General features: G+C 63.8%; 15 protein-coding genes. 6 read left to right on the top strand and 9 right to left on the bottom strand.

What is annotated here, in order from left to right:
* Positions 1–33: 33 nt before the first annotated feature.
* The 6 genes from prpD to RR51_RS15995 form a co-directional block, all read right to left on the bottom strand.
* Positions 34–1,518, bottom strand: a complete 1,485-nt coding sequence (gene prpD / locus RR51_RS16020; RefSeq protein WP_039614061.1) for a 2-methylcitrate dehydratase — start codon at positions 1,516–1,518, stop codon at positions 34–36.
* 171 nt (positions 1,519–1,689) lie between these two features.
* The gene (prpF, locus tag RR51_RS16015; RefSeq protein WP_039614060.1) at positions 1,690–2,880 is read right to left on the bottom strand and encodes a 2-methylaconitate cis-trans isomerase PrpF; all 1,191 of its coding nucleotides are present in this window, start codon (positions 2,878–2,880) and stop codon (positions 1,690–1,692) included.
* A gap of 133 nt (positions 2,881–3,013) precedes the next feature.
* Entirely contained in the window at positions 3,014–5,602 is a 2,589-nt protein-coding gene (acnD, locus tag RR51_RS16010) for a Fe/S-dependent 2-methylisocitrate dehydratase AcnD (RefSeq protein ID WP_015269715.1), read from the bottom strand.
* 191 nt (positions 5,603–5,793) lie between these two features.
* Positions 5,794–6,921, bottom strand: coding sequence for a bifunctional 2-methylcitrate synthase/citrate synthase (prpC, locus tag RR51_RS16005; protein WP_013971911.1), 1,128 nt, complete (start codon positions 6,919–6,921; stop codon positions 5,794–5,796).
* Between the two features lie 179 nt (positions 6,922–7,100).
* Entirely contained in the window at positions 7,101–7,991 is an 891-nt protein-coding gene (gene prpB, locus RR51_RS16000; RefSeq protein WP_039614059.1) for a methylisocitrate lyase, read from the bottom strand.
* Positions 7,988–8,704 carry a GntR family transcriptional regulator gene (locus RR51_RS15995; RefSeq protein ID WP_039614058.1) on the bottom strand — a complete coding sequence of 239 codons (717 nt, stop codon included), beginning with the start codon at positions 8,702–8,704 and terminating at the stop codon, positions 7,988–7,990. The genes prpB and RR51_RS15995 overlap by 4 nt, the downstream gene beginning before the upstream one ends.
* Before the next feature lie 329 nt (positions 8,705–9,033).
* Here RR51_RS15995 and rloA point away from each other — a divergent pair, with 329 nt between their 5' ends.
* The 5 genes from rloA to RR51_RS15970 all read left to right on the top strand — a co-directional run bounded on the left by rloA (position 9,034) and on the right by RR51_RS15970 (position 14,520).
* Positions 9,034–9,570 carry a retropepsin-like aspartic peptidase RloA gene (gene rloA, locus RR51_RS15990; protein ID WP_023662146.1) on the top strand — a complete coding sequence of 179 codons (537 nt, stop codon included), beginning with the start codon at positions 9,034–9,036 and terminating at the stop codon, positions 9,568–9,570.
* Between the two features lie 5 nt (positions 9,571–9,575).
* The gene (rloB, locus tag RR51_RS15985; protein ID WP_013971908.1) at positions 9,576–11,111 is read left to right on the top strand and encodes an osmotic stress tolerance membrane protein RloB; all 1,536 of its coding nucleotides are present in this window, start codon (positions 9,576–9,578) and stop codon (positions 11,109–11,111) included.
* On the top strand, positions 11,111–12,091 hold the full coding sequence (locus RR51_RS15980) for an alpha-L-glutamate ligase-like protein (RefSeq protein ID WP_039614057.1): 981 nt from the start codon (positions 11,111–11,113) through the stop codon (positions 12,089–12,091). The genes rloB and RR51_RS15980 overlap by 1 nt, the downstream gene beginning before the upstream one ends.
* A 211-nt stretch (positions 12,092–12,302) precedes the next feature.
* Positions 12,303–13,646 carry an aminodeoxychorismate synthase component I gene (pabB, locus tag RR51_RS15975; protein WP_039614056.1) on the top strand — a complete coding sequence of 448 codons (1,344 nt, stop codon included), beginning with the start codon at positions 12,303–12,305 and terminating at the stop codon, positions 13,644–13,646.
* Positions 13,647–13,785: 139 nt separating this feature from the next.
* On the top strand, positions 13,786–14,520 hold the full coding sequence (locus RR51_RS15970; RefSeq protein WP_015269712.1) for a phosphoadenylyl-sulfate reductase: 735 nt from the start codon (positions 13,786–13,788) through the stop codon (positions 14,518–14,520).
* Positions 14,521–14,559: 39 nt separating this feature from the next.
* Here RR51_RS15970 and cysB read toward each other — a convergent pair whose 3' ends face one another.
* The 3 genes from cysB to RR51_RS15955 form a co-directional block, all read right to left on the bottom strand.
* The gene (gene cysB, locus RR51_RS15965) at positions 14,560–15,534 is read right to left on the bottom strand and encodes an HTH-type transcriptional regulator CysB (protein ID WP_013971904.1); all 975 of its coding nucleotides are present in this window, start codon (positions 15,532–15,534) and stop codon (positions 14,560–14,562) included.
* Between the two features lie 129 nt (positions 15,535–15,663).
* The gene (locus RR51_RS15960; RefSeq protein ID WP_013971903.1) at positions 15,664–16,161 is read right to left on the bottom strand and encodes a universal stress protein; all 498 of its coding nucleotides are present in this window, start codon (positions 16,159–16,161) and stop codon (positions 15,664–15,666) included.
* 125 nt (positions 16,162–16,286) lie between these two features.
* The gene (locus RR51_RS15955) at positions 16,287–17,234 is read right to left on the bottom strand and encodes a putative 2-dehydropantoate 2-reductase (RefSeq protein WP_039614055.1); all 948 of its coding nucleotides are present in this window, start codon (positions 17,232–17,234) and stop codon (positions 16,287–16,289) included.
* Positions 17,235–17,465: 231 nt separating this feature from the next.
* Between RR51_RS15955 and RR51_RS15950 the strand changes: the two genes are divergently transcribed.
* Positions 17,466–18,542: a 3-deoxy-7-phosphoheptulonate synthase gene (locus RR51_RS15950; protein ID WP_013971901.1), complete on the top strand. Its 1,077-nt coding sequence runs from the start codon at positions 17,466–17,468 to the stop codon at positions 18,540–18,542.
* The last annotated feature ends 33 nt before the right edge of the window (positions 18,543–18,575 follow it).

Raw genomic sequence — 18,575 nt, 5'->3', positions numbered from 1 at the left:
GCTTTAGCCGCGAAGAGGCCAGCACAGGCAACCTCAGATCACGAACAGGTCGACAAACCTGTGCACCGCCATCTGCTCCAGCTTCTGCTGGTCCTTGCACACATCCACGATCTCCCCACACCGCTGCCGCGCAAAGCGCGTCGCCAGGTTTTCCCTGAACTTGGCCTCCAGCAACGGTATGCCCTCCCCTCGCCGCCGGCGATGCCCGATCGGGTATTCCACCACCACCTGCTCGGTACTGCTGCCATCCTTGAAGAACACTTGCAGCGCATTGGCGATCGAGCGCTTGTCCGGCTCCAGGTACTCACGGCTGAAGCGCGGGTCTTCCACCACCTCCATCTTTTCGCGCAGGCGGTCGATGCTTGGGTGGTTGGCATGGAAGGCGTCTTCGTAATGCTCGGCCACCAGATGCCCGAAAATCAGTGGCACTGCCACCATGTACTGCAGGCAGTGGTCGCGGTCGGCGGCATTGGCCAGCGAGCCGCTCTTGGAAATAATGCGGATCGCCGACTCCTGAGTGGTAATGACGATACGGTCGATCTCGTGCAGGCGGTTACGTACCAGCGGATGCAATGTTACCGCAGCCTCACAGGCAGTCTGGGCGTGGAACTCGGCAGGGAAACTGACCTTGAACAACACGTTTTCCATCACGTAGCTACCCAGGGCTTGCGGCAGGTGCAGCTCTTGCTGTTCGGACGGCTTGAGCGCCAGGTCCTTGTTGGTGTGGCTGAACAGCACATCGTAGAAGCCCCACTGCGGCGCGGTGAGCACGCCAGGCACGCCCATCTCGCCACGCAGGGCAATGTCGGCCAGGCGCACGCCACGGCTGGAAGCATCACCGGCGGCCCACGATTTGCGCGAACCAGCGTTGGGCGCGTGGCGGTAGGTACGCAGCGCCTGGCCATCGACGAACGCGTGGGACAAGGCGCTCAGCATCTGCTCACGGTTGGCCCCCATCAGCCTGGCGCACACGGCGGTGGAGGCTACCTTGACCAGAATCACATGGTCGAGGCCAACGCGGTTGAAGGCGTTTTCCAGCGCCAGCACGCCCTGGATCTCGTGAGCCATGACCATGGCTTCGAGCACATCGCGCATCAGCAGTGGCGCTTCACCTGCGGCCACGCGCTTCTGCGACAGGTGATCGGCAACGGCCAGGATGCCGCCGAGGTTGTCCGACGGGTGGGCCCATTCGGCGGCCAGCCAGGTATCGTTGTAGTCCAGCCAGCGCACCGTGCAGCCGATGTCCCAGGCAGCCTTGACCGGGTCGAGGCGGTAGGCGGTGCCGGGCACGCGGGCGCCATTGGGCACCACGGTGCCTTCCACCTGGGGGCCTAGCAACTTGGTGCATTCGGGGAAGCGCAGGGCCAGCAGGCCGCAGCCGAGGGTATCCATCAGGCAGTTGCGCGCGGTATCCAGGGCTTCGGCGGATTCGACCCGATACGTGAGGGCGTAATCGGCGAGGGTTTGCAGCACCCGGTCGTAGTCCGGGCGGGCGTTGAGGTCTACGTTGGCGCTCATATCCAGCTCCCTTCAGAATTGCCGGGGCTGCGTTGCAGCCCTTCGCGGGCTTGCCCGCTCCCACAAGTACACCACAGCCTTCGAAACCTGTGGATTACCTGTGGGAGCGGGCAAGCCCGCGAAGGGGCGCAAAGCGGCCCCAACTCACTAAAGCCGAGCGCCAGTGGTGCGTTAGAAGCTATCGCCAGGCACGCGAACCCAGCCCTCCATCAGCACGCGAGCACTGCGGCTCATGATTGCCTTGGTCACTGTCCATTCACCATTCACCTGGCGCGCCTCGGCCCCCACCCGCAGGGTGCCCGAGGGGTGGCCGAAACGCACGGCGCTGCGCTCGCCCCCGCCTGCGGCGAGGTTGACCAACGTGCCCGGAATGGCCGCCGCGGTACCGATGGCCACCGCGGCCGTCCCCATCATTGCATGGTGCAGCTTGCCCATCGACAAGGCCCGTACCAGCAGGTCGATATCACCTGACTGCACCGCTTTGCCACTGGACGCAGTGTAGGTGCTCGGCGGCGCGACGAAAGCCACTTTCGGCGTGTGCTGACGCCCGGCAGCCTGGTCGACGTTGTCGATCAGGCCCATTCGCACGGCACCATGGGCGCGAATCGTCTCGAAGCGCAGCAGCGCCTGTGGGTCGCCGTTGATGGCGTCCTGCAGTTCGGTGCCGGTGTAGCCGATATCCGCCGCATTGACGAAGATGGTCGGGATGCCGGCATTGATCAGGGTCGCCTTGAACGTACCAACACCCGGCACCTCGAGGTCATCGACCAGGTTGCCGGTGGGGAACATCGCCCCGCCGTCGCCATCTTCGTCGGCCGCCGGATCGAGGAATTCCAGCTGCACCTCGGCGGCCGGGAAGGTCACCCCGTCCAGCTCGAAGTCGCCGGTTTCCTGTACTTCACCTTCGGTGATCGGCACATGGGCGATGATGGTCTTGCCGATGTTGGCCTGCCAGATGCGCACGGTGGCGATGCCATTGCGCGGAATGCGTGCCGGGTCGACCAGGCCGCTGCTGATGGCGAACGAACCGACCGCGGCGGAGAGGTTGCCGCAGTTACCGCTCCAGTCGACGAAGGCCTTGTCGATGCTGACCTGGCCGAACAGATAGTCGACGTCGTGCTCAGGCTTGATGCTCTGCGACAGAATCACAGTCTTGCTGGTGCTCGAAGTGGCACCGCCCATGCCGTCGATCTGCTTGCCGTAAGGGTCGGGGCTGCCGATCACCCGCAGCAGCAGTGCGTCGCGGGCCGGGCCAGGGATCTGCGCCTGCTCGGGCAGGTCTTGCAGGCGGAAGAACACGCCTTTGCTGGTGCCGCCGCGGATGTAGGTGGCGGGGATTTTTACTTGCGGTACATGAGCCATGTTCAATTCCTGTCTTGCGCACCCCCTGTGGGAGCGGGTTCACCCGCGAAAGCGTCCGATCAGAAAACAATGTTGTATCTGCTGACGCATTCGCGGGTAAACCCGCTCCCACAGAGGACCGCGCTGCTCTTGATTAGGCGGTCGCTTCGAGGAAGTCTTGGGCGAAGCGTTGCAGCACCCCGCCGGCCTCGTAGATCGACACTTCCTCGGCAGTGTCCAGGCGGCAGGTCACCGGTACCTCCAGACGCTCGCCGTTGGCGCGGGTAACCACCAGGGTCAGCGTCGCCCGCGGCGTGCGCGCGCCCAGCACGTCATAGGTTTCGCTGCCATCCAGGCCGAGGGTCTTGCGGTCGGTGCCCGGCTTGAACTCCAGCGGCAGCACGCCCATGCCCACCAGGTTGGTGCGGTGAATACGCTCGAAGCCTTCGGCGACGATCGCCTCGACACCGGCCAGGCGCACACCCTTGGCCGCCCAGTCACGGGACGAACCCTGGCCGTAGTCGGCACCGGCGACGATGATCAGTGGCTGCTTGCGCTCCATGTAGGTCTCGATCGCCTCCCACATGCGGGTGACCTTGCCTTCCGGCTCGATACGCGCCAGCGAGCCCTGCTTCACGCTGCCGTCTTCCTTGCGCACCATTTCGTTGAACAGCTTGGGGTTGGCAAAGGTGGCGCGCTGGGCGGTCAGGTGGTCGCCACGGTGGGTAGCGTAGGAGTTGAAGTCCTCCTCCGGCAGGCCCATCTTCGCCAGGTACTCGCCGGCTGCGCTGTCGAGCATGATGGCGTTGGACGGCGACAGGTGGTCGGTGGTGATGTTGTCCGGCAGCACTGCCAGCGGGCGCATGCCGCGCAGGGTCCGTTCACCGGCCAAGGCACCCTCCCAGTATGGTGGGCGGCGGATGTAGGTGCTCATCGGGCGCCAGTCATACAACGGCGCCACCTTCGGCCCACGGTCTTCCTCGATGGCAAACATCGGGATGTACACCTTGCGGAACTGCTCCGGCTTGACCGCGGCACGTACCACGGCGTCGATTTCTTCGTCGCTGGGCCAGATATCCTTGAGGCGGATTTCCTTGCCATCGACCACGCCCAGCACATCCTTCTCGATGTCGAAGCGGATGGTACCGGCGATGGCGTAGGCCACCACCAGTGGCGGCGAAGCGAGGAACGCCTGCTTGGCATACGGGTGGATGCGCCCGTCGAAGTTGCGGTTGCCCGACAGCACGGCGGTGGCGTACAGGTCACGGTCGATGATTTCTTGCTGGATCACCGGGTCCAGGGCGCCGGACATGCCGTTGCAGGTGGTGCAGGCGAAGGCGACGATACCAAAGCCGAGCTGTTCCAGCTCCTTCTCCAGCCCGGCCTCTTCCAGGTACAGCTGCACGGCCTTGGAGCCAGGCGCCAGAGACGACTTGACCCACGGCTTGCGGGCCAGGCCCAGCTTGTTGGCATTGCGCGCCAGCAGGCCTGCGGCAATCACGTTGCGCGGGTTGCTGGTGTTGGTGCAACTGGTGATGGCAGCAATGATCACCGCGCCATCTGGCATCTGCCCTGGCACTTCTTCCCAGCTGCCGGCGATGCCTTTGGCCGCCAGGTCGCTGGTGGCGACGCGGGCATGCGGGTTGGACGGGCCGGCCATGTTGCGCACCACGCTCGACAGGTCGAAGCTCAGGGTGCGCTCGTAGACTGCGCCGCCCAGGCTGTCGGCCCACAGGCCGGTGGCCTTGGCATAGGTTTCCACCAGCTTGACCTGTTGCTCTTCGCGGCCGGTCAGGCGCAGGTAGTCGATGGTCTGCTGGTCGATGGCGAACATCGCCGCAGTGGCGCCATACTCCGGGGCCATGTTGGAGATGGTGGCGCGGTCGCCCAGGGTCAGGGCACGGGCACCCTCGCCGTGGAACTCCAGGTAGGCGCCGACGACTTTCTGCTTGCGCAGGAATTCGGTCAGGGCCAGCACCAGGTCGGTGGCGGTGATGTTCGGCGCCAGCTTGCCGGTCAGCTCGACGCCGACGATTTCCGGCAGGCGCATCCACGAGGCACGGCCGAGCATCACGTTCTCGGCCTCCAGGCCACCCACGCCGATGGCGATCACGCCCAGGGCGTCGACATGCGGGGTGTGGCTGTCGGTGCCGACGCAGGTATCCGGGTAGGCCACGCCACGGTCGTTGTGGATCACCGGCGACATCTTCTCCAGGTTGATCTGGTGCATGATGCCGTTGCCCGGCTGGATCACGTCGACGTTCTTGAACGCCTTCTTGGTCCAGTTGATGAAGTGGAAGCGGTCTTCGTTGCGGCGGTCTTCGATGGCGCGGTTCTTTTCGAAGGCCTGCGGGTCGAAACCACCGCACTCGACGGCCAGCGAGTGGTCGACGATCAGTTGCACCGGCACCACAGGGTTGACCTGGGCCGGGTCGCCGCCTTTGTCGGCAATGGCGTCACGCAGGCCGGCGAGGTCGACCAGTGCAGTCTGGCCGAGAATGTCGTGGCACACCACGCGGGCCGGGAACCACGGGAAGTCGAGGTCGCGCTTGCGCTCGATCAGCTGGCCCAGCGAGGCGTCGAGGGTAGCCGGGTCGCAGCGGCGCACCAGGTTCTCGGCGAGTACGCGAGAGGTGTAAGGCAGGCCATCGTAGGCGCCGGGCTTGATGGCCTCGACCGCCGCGCGGGCATCGAAGTAGTCCAGGTCGGTGCCTGGCAGGTGCTTGCGGAATGCAGTGTTCATATCGTTATCAGGCTCGGTCACGGTACGGTCGTGGATAGCTTTCTGGTTGCAGCCCTGTGTCAGCTGTTCCGCCCTCATCGCCGGCAAGCCGGCTCCCACAGGTATTGCACTGCTCCTGAGGCTGGTGCAGTCCCTGTGGGAGCCGGCTTGCCGGCGATGAGGCCGGAACAGGCCCCCACAGGTACGGCCTGTCAGCGCTGCTCGATCGGCACGAACTGGCGCTGCTCGACGCCGACATACTCGGCGCTCGGGCGGATGATGCGGTTGTTGGCACGCTGTTCGAAGACGTGCGCCGCCCAGCCGGTCAGGCGCGAGCAGACGAAGATCGGGGTGAACAGCTTGGTCGGGATGCCCATGAAGTGGTACGCCGAGGCATGGTAGAAGTCGGCGTTGGGGAACAGGCGCTTCTGCTCCCACATGGTCTTGTCGATGGCTTCGGAGACCGGGTACAGCACCTTGTCACCGACTTCGTCGGCGAGCTGTTTCGACCAGCCCTTGATCACCTCGTTGCGCGGGTCGGACTCTTTGTAGATGGCATGGCCAAAGCCCATGATCTTGTCCTTGCGCTCGAGCATGCGCAGCAGCTCGGCAGTGGCTTCCTGCGGGCTCTGGAAGCGCTCGATCAATTCCATCGCCGCCTCGTTGGCACCGCCGTGCAGCGGGCCGCGCAGCGAGCCGATGGCAGCGGTGACGCAGGAGTACAGGTCGGACAGGGTCGAGGCACAGACGCGAGCGGTGAAGGTCGAGGCGTTGAACTCGTGCTCGGCGTAGAGGATCAGCGACACGTTCATGACCTTGACGTGCAGCTCGCTCGGCTTCTTGCCGTGCAGCAGGTGCAGGAAGTGACCACCGAGGGTGTCTTCGTCGCTAGTGCAGTCGATTCGCACGCCGTCGTGGGTGAAGCGGTACCAGTAGCACATCACCGCCGGGAACAGCGCCAGCAGGCGGTCGGTCTTGTCACGCTGGGCCTCGAAGGTCAGTTCGGGCTCCAGGGTACCCAGCACCGAGCAACCTGTGCGCATCACGTCCATCGGGTGGGCGTCACGCGGGATGCGCTCGAGCACTTCCTTCAGGGCTTGCGGCAGGTCGCGCAGACCCTTGAGCTTGCGCTTGTAGTCGGCCAGTTCGGCTTTGCTCGGCAGCTCGCCATACAGCAGCAGGTAGGCGACTTCCTCGAATTCGGCACCGGCAGCCAGGTCACGCACATCGTAACCGCGGTAGGTCAACCCGGCACCGGCCTGGCCCACGGTCGACAGCGCGGTCTGGCCGGCCACCTGGCCGCGCAGGCCTGCGCCACTGAGTACTTTTGCTTCGGCCATGGTGTTTCTCCTTTCTTGAACTTGTTATGGAAATCTGGCTAATCGTTGAAACCTGGGCCGGCCCCTTCGCGGGTAAACCCGCTCCCACAGGGTTCCACAGGCATCGAGCATCACGCCGTACTTGTGGGAGCGGGTTCACCCGCGAAGAGGCCAGCCGCTCTAACGCAAATCTTTGACCTTCAGCCCTTCTTCTGGGCAAACAGCGCATCGAGGCTCTGCTCGAAGGCGTGGTAACCAATGGCATCGTAGAGCTCCATGCGGGTCTGCATGGTGTCGATCACGTTCTTCTGCGTGCCGTCGCGGCGCAGCGCGGTGTAAACATTCTCGGCCGCCTTGTTCATGGCGCGGAACGCCGACAGCGGGTACAGCACCAGCGACACGTCGACCGAGGCCAGCTCCTCGGTGGTGTACAGCTGCGTGGCGCCAAACTCGGTGATATTGGCCAGGATCGGTGCCTTCACCCGGTCGGCGAAGGTCTTGTACATCTGCAGTTCGGTGATGGCTTCCGGGAAGATCATGTCGGCACCGGCCTCGACGCAGGCGGCGGCGCGGTCCAGGGCGGCGTTCAGGCCCTCGACGGCCAGGGCGTCGGTACGCGCCATGATCACGAAGCTGTCATCGGTACGGGCATCGACTGCGGCCTTGATGCGGTCGACCATTTCCTGCTGGCTGACGATTTCCTTGTTCGGGCGGTGGCCGCAGCGCTTGGCGCCAACCTGGTCCTCGATATGGATGGCGGCAGCGCCGAACTTGCTCATCGAGCGCACGGTGCGGGCGACGTTGAAGGCAGAGGCACCGAAACCGGTGTCGACATCCACCAGCAGCGGCAGGTCGCACACGTCGGTGATGCGGCGCACATCGGTGAGTACATCGTCCAGGCCGCTGATGCCCAGGTCCGGCAGGCCCAGCGAACCGGCGGCGACGCCGCCACCGGACAGGTAGATGGCCTTGAAGCCGGCGCGCTTGGCCAGCAGGGCATGATTGGCATTGATGGCGCCAACCACCTGCAGCGGATGTTCAGCGGCAACGGCGTCGCGGAAACGCTGACCGGGGGTGCTCTTCACAGTCATTTCTCACCTCGTGGGCTGTTGTTGTGGGCGTCCAGATAGTGACGCTCGATATTGCGCTTGGACGCGCCGATGTGGCGGCGCATCAGGAGTTCGGCCAGCTCGCCGTCACGGTCGGCGATGGCATCGAGAATGCGGTGGTGTTCGGCAAAGGCCTGGCGCGGCCGGTTGGGCGTGGCGGAAAACTGGATGCGGTACATGCGCACCAGCTGGTACAGCTCGCCGCAGAGCATCTTGACCAGGGTCTGGTTACCGCTGCCCTGGATGATCCGGTAATGAAAGTCGTAGTCGCCTTCCTGCTGGTAATAGCCCAGGCCGGCCTGGAACGCGGCGTCGCGCTCGTGGGTGTCGAGCACCCGGCGCAGTTCGTCGATGTCGGCCTGGCTCATGCGTTCGGCGGCCAGGCGGCAAGCCATGCCTTCCAGCGATTCGCGAATTTCGTACAGCTCGATCAGTTCGGCATGATTGAGCGACACCACCCGCGCCCCCACATGCGGCACGCGCACCAGCAGGCGCTGGCCTTCGAGGCGGTGGATGGCCTCGCGCAGCGGCCCGCGGCTGATGCCATAGGTACGCGCCAGCTCCGGCTCGGAAATCTTGCTGCCGGGGGCGATATCGCCCTTGACGATAGCTGCCTGGATGCGCCGGAAGACGTTTTCGGACAAGGTTTCCGTTTCGTCTGTCAGCACCGGGCCGGGGGTGGATAGGTCCTGCATATTGTCGACACCTTGAAAATCTCTTTGCCAGAAATTAGCGAATTAGACCGAAGCAGTCAAAGACAAAATCAATATTGTCGACAATCGTCTAAGAACGAACTAATGCCAGCCCGGTGCTGTCAGATCGCGCACCGCTGGCGTCAAGGCGCCGGCGTGATAGAATGCCGCGCCTCCGACGGAGTATGGATAGCCTGTCTGTCATCCATTCATGCTGTTGACAGATTAACGAGGAAGCTTGCGCAGTCGCTGCCAGTCGCCTTGCCCTGAACACGGCTCTGAACATGGCTTTGAAAACAGCCCCGAACCTTGCACTGCACCGCGCCAGGAATATGAGACTTACACCCGCATCATTGCTGCTCTGCCTCACCCTGCTGCCGGCCCTTGGCCAGGCCGCAGGCAAGACCGTGTACGGTCTCAACGAATATGCACGCCTGGGCGACCTGGACCTGGAAGTGGCCGCCAAGCTCGACACCGGCGCCAAGACCGCGTCGCTCAGCGCCCGTGACATCAAGCGTTTCAAGCGCAACGGCGAAAGCTGGGTGCGTTTCTACCTGGCCATCGACGCCGCCCATTCGCACCCCATCGAACGCCCGCTGGCACGCGTGAGCAAGATCAAGCGCCGGGCCGGCGACTATGATGCCGAATCGGGCAAGGCCTACACCGCACGCCCGGTCATCGAACTTGAAATCTGCATGGGCCAGGCCATGCGCACCATCGAAGTCAACCTCACCGACCGCAGCGCCTTCCAGTTCCCGCTGCTGATCGGCTCCGAGGCGCTCAAGCACTTCGACGCGCTGGTCGACCCAAGCCTTAAATACGCGGCCGGCAAACCTGCCTGTGCCACCGACGCTCCCAAAGCAGAGTAATCCCGATGCGCTCTCTTACCCTCCATCTGAAAGTCCTGATCACCGTGCTGGTGCTGTTGGGCGTGGCGGTCACGGCTTATCAGATCTTCGTACTCGGCATCCCGGTAACCGAGGATGAAACCGACGACCTGTGGAATATCGACGCCAAGGTCGAGTTCGTGGCCAGCACCAAGGACCCGGTCAAGGTGCAGATGTTCGTGCCACCGCTGAACCGCGATTACGTCAGCCTCAACGAGAGCTTCATCTCCAACAACTACGGGGTGAGCGTCAACCGTGCCGACGGCAACCGCAAGGTCACCTGGTCGGCCCGCCGCGCCAGCGGCAACCAGACCCTCTACTACCGCCTGGTGCTGACCAAGCGCTACAGCAACGAGAAGACCACGGTCAAAGGCCCGACCTTCCGTGACAGCCTGGCAGTGGAAGGCCCCGAGAAGATCGCCGCCGAGGCCCTGATGGCGCCGATCCGCCAGCACTCGGCCGACGTCGAGACCTTCGTCAGCGAGACCATCAAGCGGGTCAACAACCTCAACGACGACAACGTCAAGCTGCTGCTGGCCGGCGACACCTCGGCCATGAAGAAGGCCCAGGTCATCGACCTGCTGCTGTCGATCGCCCACGTACCGATGGAGAAGGTGCACACCATCCGCCTGGTGGCCGACACCCCGCAAACGCCGGAACTGTGGCTGCGCAGCTTCAACGGTACCGACTGGCTGTACTTCAACCCCGACACCGGCGAGCAAGGCCTGCCCAGCGATCGCCTGCTGTGGTGGACCGGTGACGACAACCTGATCACCGTCGATGGCGGCAAGAAGGCCAACGTTACCTTCAGCATGAACAACAGCGAGATGAACGCCATCCGCCTGGCCAAGCTGACCGACGAGAATACCGACGCCGATTTCCTCGAATATTCGCTGTACGGCCTGCCGCTGCAGACCCAGCAAACCTTCATGATCATGGTGATGATCCCGATCGGCGTGCTGGTGATCCTGGTGCTGCGCAACCTGGTCGGCCTGCAGACCCTGGGCACCTTCACCCCGGTACTGATCGCCCTGGCCTTCCGCGAGACCCAGCTGGGCTTCGGTATCGTGCTGTTCACGGTAATCACCGCCCTGGGCCTGTCGCTGCGTTCGTACCTGGAACACCTGAAGCTGCAGATGCTGCCACGCCTGTCGGTGGTACTGACCTTCGTCGTGGTGCTGATTGCCGCCATCAGCCTGTTCAGCCACAAGCTGGGCCTGGAGCGCGGGCTGTCGGTTGCGCTGTTCCCGATGGTGATCCTGACCATGACCATCGAGCGCCTGTCGATCACCTGGGAAGAGCGTGGCGGCGGCCATGCCATGAAGGTTGCCATCGGCACCCTGTTCGCCGCTTCCCTGGCGCACCTGTTGATGATGGTGCCGGAGCTGGTGTACTTCGTGTTCACCTTCCCGGCCGTGCTGTTGATCCTGGTGGGCTTCATGCTGGCAATGGGTCGCTACCGCGGCTACCGCCTGACCGAGCTCGTGCGCTTCAAGGCATTCCTGAAGAAGGCTGACGCCTGATGTTTGGCCTGATCAAGACATGGAAAGCCCTGGAGGCCCGGGGCATCATGGGTATCAACCGGCGCAACGCGGACTACGTGCTGAAGTACAACAAGCGCCACCTGTACCCGATCGTCGACGACAAGATCATCACCAAGGAGCGCGCCCTGGCGGCCGGCATCCATGTGCCGGAAATGTACGGCATCATCGAGACCGAGAAAGAGATCGAGAAGCTCCACCAGATCATCGGCGGGCGCAACGATTTCGTCATCAAGCCGGCGCAGGGCGCTGGCGGTGACGGCATCCTGGTGATCGCCGACCGCTTCGAGGACCGTTACCGCACGGTATCGGGCAAGATCATCAGCCACGAGGAGATCGAACACCAGATCTCGAGCATCCTCACCGGCCTGTACTCGCTGGGCGGGCACCGCGACCGTGCGCTGATCGAGTACAGGGTCACCCCCGACCAGATCTTCAAGAGCATCAGCTACGAAGGCGTGCCGGACATCCGCATCATCGTGCTGATGGGCTACCCGGTGATGGCCATGCTGCGCCTGCCGACCCGCCAGTCCGGCGGCAAGGCCAACCTGCACCAGGGCGCCATCGGCGTGGGTGTCGACCTGGCTACCGGCGTGACCTTGCGCGGCACCTGGCTGAACAACATCATCAGCAAGCACCCGGACACCACCAACGCGGTGGATGGCGTGCAACTGCCGAACTGGGACGGCTTCATGAAGCTGGCCGCCGGCTGCTACGAGCTGTGCGGCCTGGGCTACATCGGTGTCGACATGGTGCTGGACCAGGACAAGGGGCCGCTGATTCTCGAGCTCAACGCCCGCCCCGGCCTGAACATCCAGATCGCCAACGACTGCGGCCTGACCCAGCGCACCCACGCCATCGAGGCGCACCTGGAAGCGCTGGCCAAGGATGGCATCAGCGAAGATGCCGAACAGCGCGTGCGGGTATCGCAAGGCTTGTTCGGGCACGTGCATCCGCGCTAGCAACCCGGGGGCCGCTTTGCGGCCCATTCGCAGCACAAGGCTGCTCCTACAGGTTTACGCTATCTCCTGTAGGAGCAGCCTTGTGCTGCGAATGGGCTGCAAAGCAGCCCCCGGCGCCAAACACAATGTTGAATGTCGCGCCCAGCGCTAGGCGCATTTCCTGCACAGGTCTACAATCGCCCTCCTCGCTTTTACATCGCCGTACACACTGATGCCGACCTGTACGCTCCACCCCCTGCCCTACCAGCCCGACCCTGCCGCCTATTTCGCCCGCCTGCGCCAGGCCCCCGGTGCGATCCTGCTGGACAGCGCCCGCCCCGGCGCCGAACGCGGGCGCTTCGACCTGCTCAGCGCCTGGCCGCTGCAACACCTGCAAGCGCAGCCCGACGAAGAAGGCCGCACCTTCCTCCAGCGCCTGCGCGCCGGCCTGGCACGACTGGGCCATGCGCAGTTGCCCGCAGGCAGCGAGCTGCCGTTTGCCGGCGGCCTGATCGGCTACCTGAGCTATGACTTCGGCCGCCGCCTGGAACACCTGCCCAGCCTGGCCGTGGACGACCTTGGCCTGCCGGACGCGCAACTGGGCCTGTATGCCTGGGCGCTGGTGACCGACCACCAGTGCGCGACCAGCCAACTGGTGTTCCACCCGAGCCTGCCGGGCAGCGAACGGGAACGCCTGATCGCCCTGTTCGAAGGTGTCGACAACGCGCAAAGCGGCAGCTTCCAGCTACTCGCGCCGATGGCCGGCGACCTGCAGCCCGAGCAGTACAAGGCCGCCTTTGACCAGGTGCAGCGCTACATCCAGGCCGGCGACTGCTACCAGATCAACCTTACCCAGCGCTTCCGCGCGCCCTGCCAAGGCGACCCGTGGCACGCTTATCAGGCCCTGCGCAAAGCGTGCCCCACCCCCTTCTCCGGCTACCAGCAACTGGCCGACGGCAGCGCCCTGCTGAGCTTCTCGCCCGAACGCTTCATCCGCGTCAGCCAGCGCCAGGTGGAAACCCGGCCGATCAAGGGCACCCGCCCGCGCGCCAGCAACCCGACAGAAGACATGCGCAATGCCGAGGAGCTGCTGCACAGCCCCAAGGATCGCTCGGAAAATTTGATGATCGTCGACCTGCTGCGCAACGATCTGGGGCGTACCTGCGAGATCGGCTCGGTGAAGGTGCCGGAGCTGTTCAGCCTGGAGAGCTACCCCAACGTGCACCACCTGGTCAGCAGCATCACCGGCCAGTTGGCCAGCGACAAGGACGCCCTGGACCTGATCGGCGACAGCTTCCCCGGCGGTTCGATCACCGGCGCGCCGAAGATCCGCGCCATGCAGATCATCGATGAACTGGAGCCGGCACGCCGGGCGCTGTACTGCGGCTCACTGCTCTACGTGGATGTGCGCGGCGAGATGGAAAGCTCGATTGCCATTCGCAGCCTGCTGGTCAAGGGTGGGCAGGTCAGTTGCTGGGGCGGCGGCGCGGTGGTGGCCGACTCCGAGTGGCAGGCCGAATATGAAGAGTCGATTGCCAAGGTGAGGGTGTTGATGGAGACCCTGCAAGGCTTGTGATCGGCGGCGCCTACTTCGCGGGAGCGGGCGAGCCCGCGGAGCAGGCGCCACCGACTCCAAGCCCGCCTAACCCGGCATTTTTTGTTACCATCACCTCACTACGAGCGCACAGCGCCACAGCCAAGATGGAAACCGCCTGATGAGCCAACCCTTCGACGTCGCCGCCCTGGCCGCGACCTATGCCAACAAGTCCCCGCAGGACATCCTCAAGCTTGCCTTCGAGCACTTCGGTGATGACCTGTGGATCTCCTTCAGCGGCGCCGAGGACGTGGTGCTGGTGGACATGGCCTGGAAGCTGAACAAGCAGGTCAAGGTGTTCAGCCTCGACACCGGCCGCCTGCACCCGGAGACTTACCGGTTCATCGACCAGGTCCGCGAGCAGTACAACCTGCCGATCGAAATCCTCAGCCCCGACCGCGCCAAGCTCGACCCGTTCGTCAAGGAAAAGGGCCTGTTCAGCTTCTACAAGGACGGCCACGGCGAGTGCTGCGGCATCCGCAAGATCGAGCCGCTGCGCCGCAAGCTGGCCACCGTTAGCGCCTGGGCCACCGGCCAGCGCCGCGACCAGAGCCCGGGCACCCGCAGCCAGGTGGCTGCAGTGGAAATCGACAGCGCGTTCTCCACGCCCGAACGCACCCTGTACAAGTTCAACCCACTGGCGCAGATGACCAGCGAGGAGGTGTGGGGTTATATCCGCATGCTGGAGCTGCCGTACAACAGCCTGCACGAGCGCGGCTTCATCAGCATCGGCTGCGAGCCCTGCACCCGCCCGGTGCTGCCAAACCAGCATGAGCGCGAAGGGCGTTGGTGGTGGGAAGAGTCGACGCAGAAGGAATGCGGGTTGCACGCGGGCAACCTGATCAGCAAGGCATAACACAGCTGGGGCCGCAAAGCGGCCCCGTACGATTCTAGATCAGTGCACCGGCAGTTCGACGCCTTCGAACAGGTCTTCCAGCTCCTGCTTGTTGTGGCACTGGATGGCCTTGGCCATCACTTCACGGGTCAGGTGCGGGGCGAACTTCTCGATGAAGTCGCACATGAAGCCACGCAGGAAAGTGCCGCGGCGGAAGCCGATCTTGGTAATGCTGGCTTCGAACAGCTCGCTGGCATCCAGGGCCACCAGGTCGCTGTCGAGTTTGGTGTCCACCGCCATCTTGGCGACGATCCCCACGCCCAGCCCCAGGCGCACATAAGTTTTGATCACGTCGGCGTCAGCCGCGGTAAACACCACTTTCGGCGTGAGGCCGCGGTGGTTGAACGCTTCGTCCAGCTTCGAACGCCCGGTGAAACCGAACACGTAGGTAACGATCGGGTATTCGGCGACCGCTTCCAAGGTAAGCTTTGGCAGCTTGGTCAACGGATGGCCCTGCGGCACTACCACGCAGCGATTCCACTTGTAGCACGGCATCATGATCAGGTCGCCGAACAGCTCCAGCGCCTCGGTGGCGATGGCAAAGTCGACCGTACCGTCCGCGGCCATTTCGGCAATCTGCATGGGCGAACCCTGGTGCATGTGCAAGGACACTTCCGGGTACTGCTTGATGAAATTGCTGATCACCGGCGGCAAGGCATAACGCGCCTGGGTGTGGGTGGTGGCGATGGACAGCGTGCCTTTCTTCTCGTTGGAGAACTCCTGGGCAATCTGCTTGATGCTTTCGACCTTGCGCAGGATTTCGCCGGCGGTATTGATGATGCGCTCACCCGCCGGGGTAACGCGGGTCAGGTGCTTGCCGCTGCGGGCAAAGACTTCAACACCCAGCTCATCCTCGAGCAGGCGGATCTGCTTGCTGATACCTGGCTGGGAGGTATACAGGCTCTGCGCCGTCGCGGAGACGTTGAGGTCATGGTGCGCCACTTCCCAGATGTAGCGCAGTTGTTGAAGCTTCATAGGTTTCCCTCGGTTCAGCGATGAGTCCGCGGCAGCAGGCGGCGACGATATATAACTATATTAGTGGTTCTGGAAATAAATCTAGAACTATTTTGTTACATACCACCCCGAAATGGCCTACGGCCATCTTCATGCTTTCCTACGCCCCAAATGCTGCGCCAGCGGCACCATGTATACCGGTACCGGCGACAGCTGCAGTAGCCGTACCGCCGTGCGCCCCAATGGAACATCCACGCCGGCGCCGGTACTGTGGCTACCGAAGATCAGCAGATCGACGCTCAGCCGCTGTGCCTGGTCCAGGATCACCTGCGCTGGGTCGCCCTGGCGTACCCGCACTGCCTTGATCACTGCCAGGTCAGCCTCCTCGCCAAGTTCGTCGCGAAAGTTTTCCAGCACACGCTGCTCGATATTGGCCATCACCGTATTCACCCCCTGGCTGTGCAACTGGTCGAGCGTCTGTTCATCGAGGTAGCTCTGCAGGAGAGATTCAGCGAACTGGCCCATGGGCTCCACCGCATGGATCACATACAACTCGGCGCCAAATGTGCGCGCCAGCGCCAGCGCGTGTTGCATGACAAAAGGGGCGTAGACACCGAGGTCGGTGGCATACAGCATGGAGTGGATCATTCGACCTCCTCGACTGCCGCTGCGGCAGAGCAAGCTTCAGCTTAGCAGCGCGCCGGACGCACGCTTTGCCGTCCGGCGCGCTGCCGATGCGGGCTGGAGCGCCCCGACGGGGCCAGAGCCCCCCCTCAGCGGGGCTGTTCGCCCCGGTCGATGAAAGCCAACGCCTGGTACAGCATCTCCATGCGCGGCAAGCGGCAGCCTGCCGCACGCGCCCGTGCCAACGGCTCGCCATAGATGGCCTGCAGCTCCAGCGGGCGCTTGTGGACATGGTCGTGGTACATGCTGGGCCAGTAGTCGGGCATGCGCTCGGTCACCTGGAACAGGTGCTCGGCATACCCCTCGGGCAACACATGGCCACATGCCGCCGCGCCTTGTACTACCTCCGCCATCAAGGCCTGGATCAGGGCACGGCCGTTACTGTCGGCCATCAACGGCGTGGTGCTGGCACCGAGCAGCACCGACAGGCCGTTATAGGGCACGTTCCATACCAGCTTCTGCCAGCGTGCCTGGGCCAGGTCGGGCATGGCCTGCGAGTCGATGCCCGCAGCCCGGAACAGCTCAGCCCCCTCATTGACCAGCGCGGCGCCGCCATCGTTGGCCGGCCCGCTGTGGTAGCCAAGGTTGACCGCGCCCAGGGCCTGGTGGCGGATCACGCCGGGTGCCTGGCGGTTGACGCAGATGAAACACAGGCCGCCGAGCAGGTGCATGTCGCTGCGCAAGGCCGGGCGCAACTGCTCCTCCACGCCCAGGCCGTTCTGCAGCAGCACCACCTTGGCGCCCGGTGCGGCCGCCTGCACGATCAGCGGCGCCAACTGGTCATTGCTGGTGGCCTTGGCCCCCACCAGCAGCCAGTCGCAGGGCGGCATGTCGGCGGCACTGGCATAGGCCTGCACCTTCATCTGCAAGTTGCCATGCACGGCACTGTCCAGAGCCAGCCCCTGCTCGCGGACAACCTCGTACTCGCTGCGCAAAAGAAAATGCACATCGAAGCCGGCCCGGGCCAGCATCAACCCATAGAAGCCGCCGATGGCGCCACTGCCGATGATGCCGATACGTGGTGTGTGCGGATGCATGCCGATCTCCTGGTAAAAGTCAGCCCTCTTTTTACACAGGTTGCGCGGCGCTGGGCAGCCCATGCTCGGCAAACACCTGCCATCTCGGAAAAACCCCACACGGACTGGGCCCAGCCCATTGTCGCGCCACCTGTAACGCGCTAAGGTTCGGCTCCCCGCTGCGATTATTCTTGCTGCTGGGCCGCACGGGGATAGTTGGCGGCCGGCACCCGTGACCTGACGAGTAACACGATGGCTGATTTACCGATCGATGACTTGAACGTTGCCTCCAACGAGACCCTGATCACACCCGATCAGCTCAAGAAGGAAATCCCCCTCAGCGCCAAGGCCCTGCAGACCGTGACTGCCGGCCGTGAAGTGGTGCGCAATATTCTCGACGGCAAGGACCATCGCCTGTTCGTCGTGGTCGGCCCTTGCTCGATCCACGACATCAAGGCCGCCCACGAGTACGCCGAGCGCCTGAAAGTGCTGGCCGAGGAAGTGTCCGACACGCTGTACCTGGTCATGCGCGTGTATTTCGAAAAACCGCGTACCACCGTCGGCTGGAAAGGCCTGATCAACGACCCGTACCTGGATGACTCGTTCAAGATCCAGGATGGCCTGCACATCGGCCGCAAGCTGCTGCTGGACCTGGCCGAAATGGGCCTGCCGACCGCCACCGAAGCGCTCGACCCGATTTCCCCGCAGTACCTGCAGGACCTGATCAGCTGGTCGGCCATCGGCGCCCGTACCACCGAATCGCAGACCCACCGCGAGATGGCTTCGGGCCTGTCCTCGGCAGTCGGTTTCAAGAACGGCACAGACGGCGGCCTGACCGTTGCCATCAACGCCCTGCAGTCGGTATCCAAGCCGCACCGCTTCCTCGGCATCAACCAGGAAGGCGGCGTGTCGATCGTCACCACCAAGGGCAACCCGTACGGCCACGTGGTACTGCGCGGCGGCAACGGCAAGCCGAACTACGACTCGGTCAGCGTCGCCCTCTGCGAACAGGACCTGGCCAAGGCCAAGATCAAGGCCAATATCATGGTCGACTGCAGCCACGCCAACTCCAACAAGGACCCGGCCCTGCAACCACTGGTGATGGAGAACGTCGCCAACCAGATTCTCGAAGGCAACCAGTCGATCATCGGCCTGATGGTCGAGAGCCACCTGAACTGGGGCTGCCAGTCGATTCCGAAGAACCTGGACGAGCTGCAGTATGGCGTGTCGATTACCGATGCCTGCATCGACTGGTCGGCTACCGAGAAGACCCTGCGCAGCATGCGTGCCAAGCTGAAGGATGTGCTGCCGCAGCGTAAGCGCGGCTGATGCAATAAAAGAGCGGGGCCGCTTCGCGCCCAT

Origin of the sequence: Pseudomonas sp. C5pp, from assembly GCF_000814065.1 — a bacterium.
GTDB lineage: Bacteria > Pseudomonadota > Gammaproteobacteria > Pseudomonadales > Pseudomonadaceae > Aquipseudomonas > Aquipseudomonas asiatica.
Note: the sequence above shows the minus strand (reverse complement) of the source record. Positions and strands in the feature narration are given on the sequence as shown.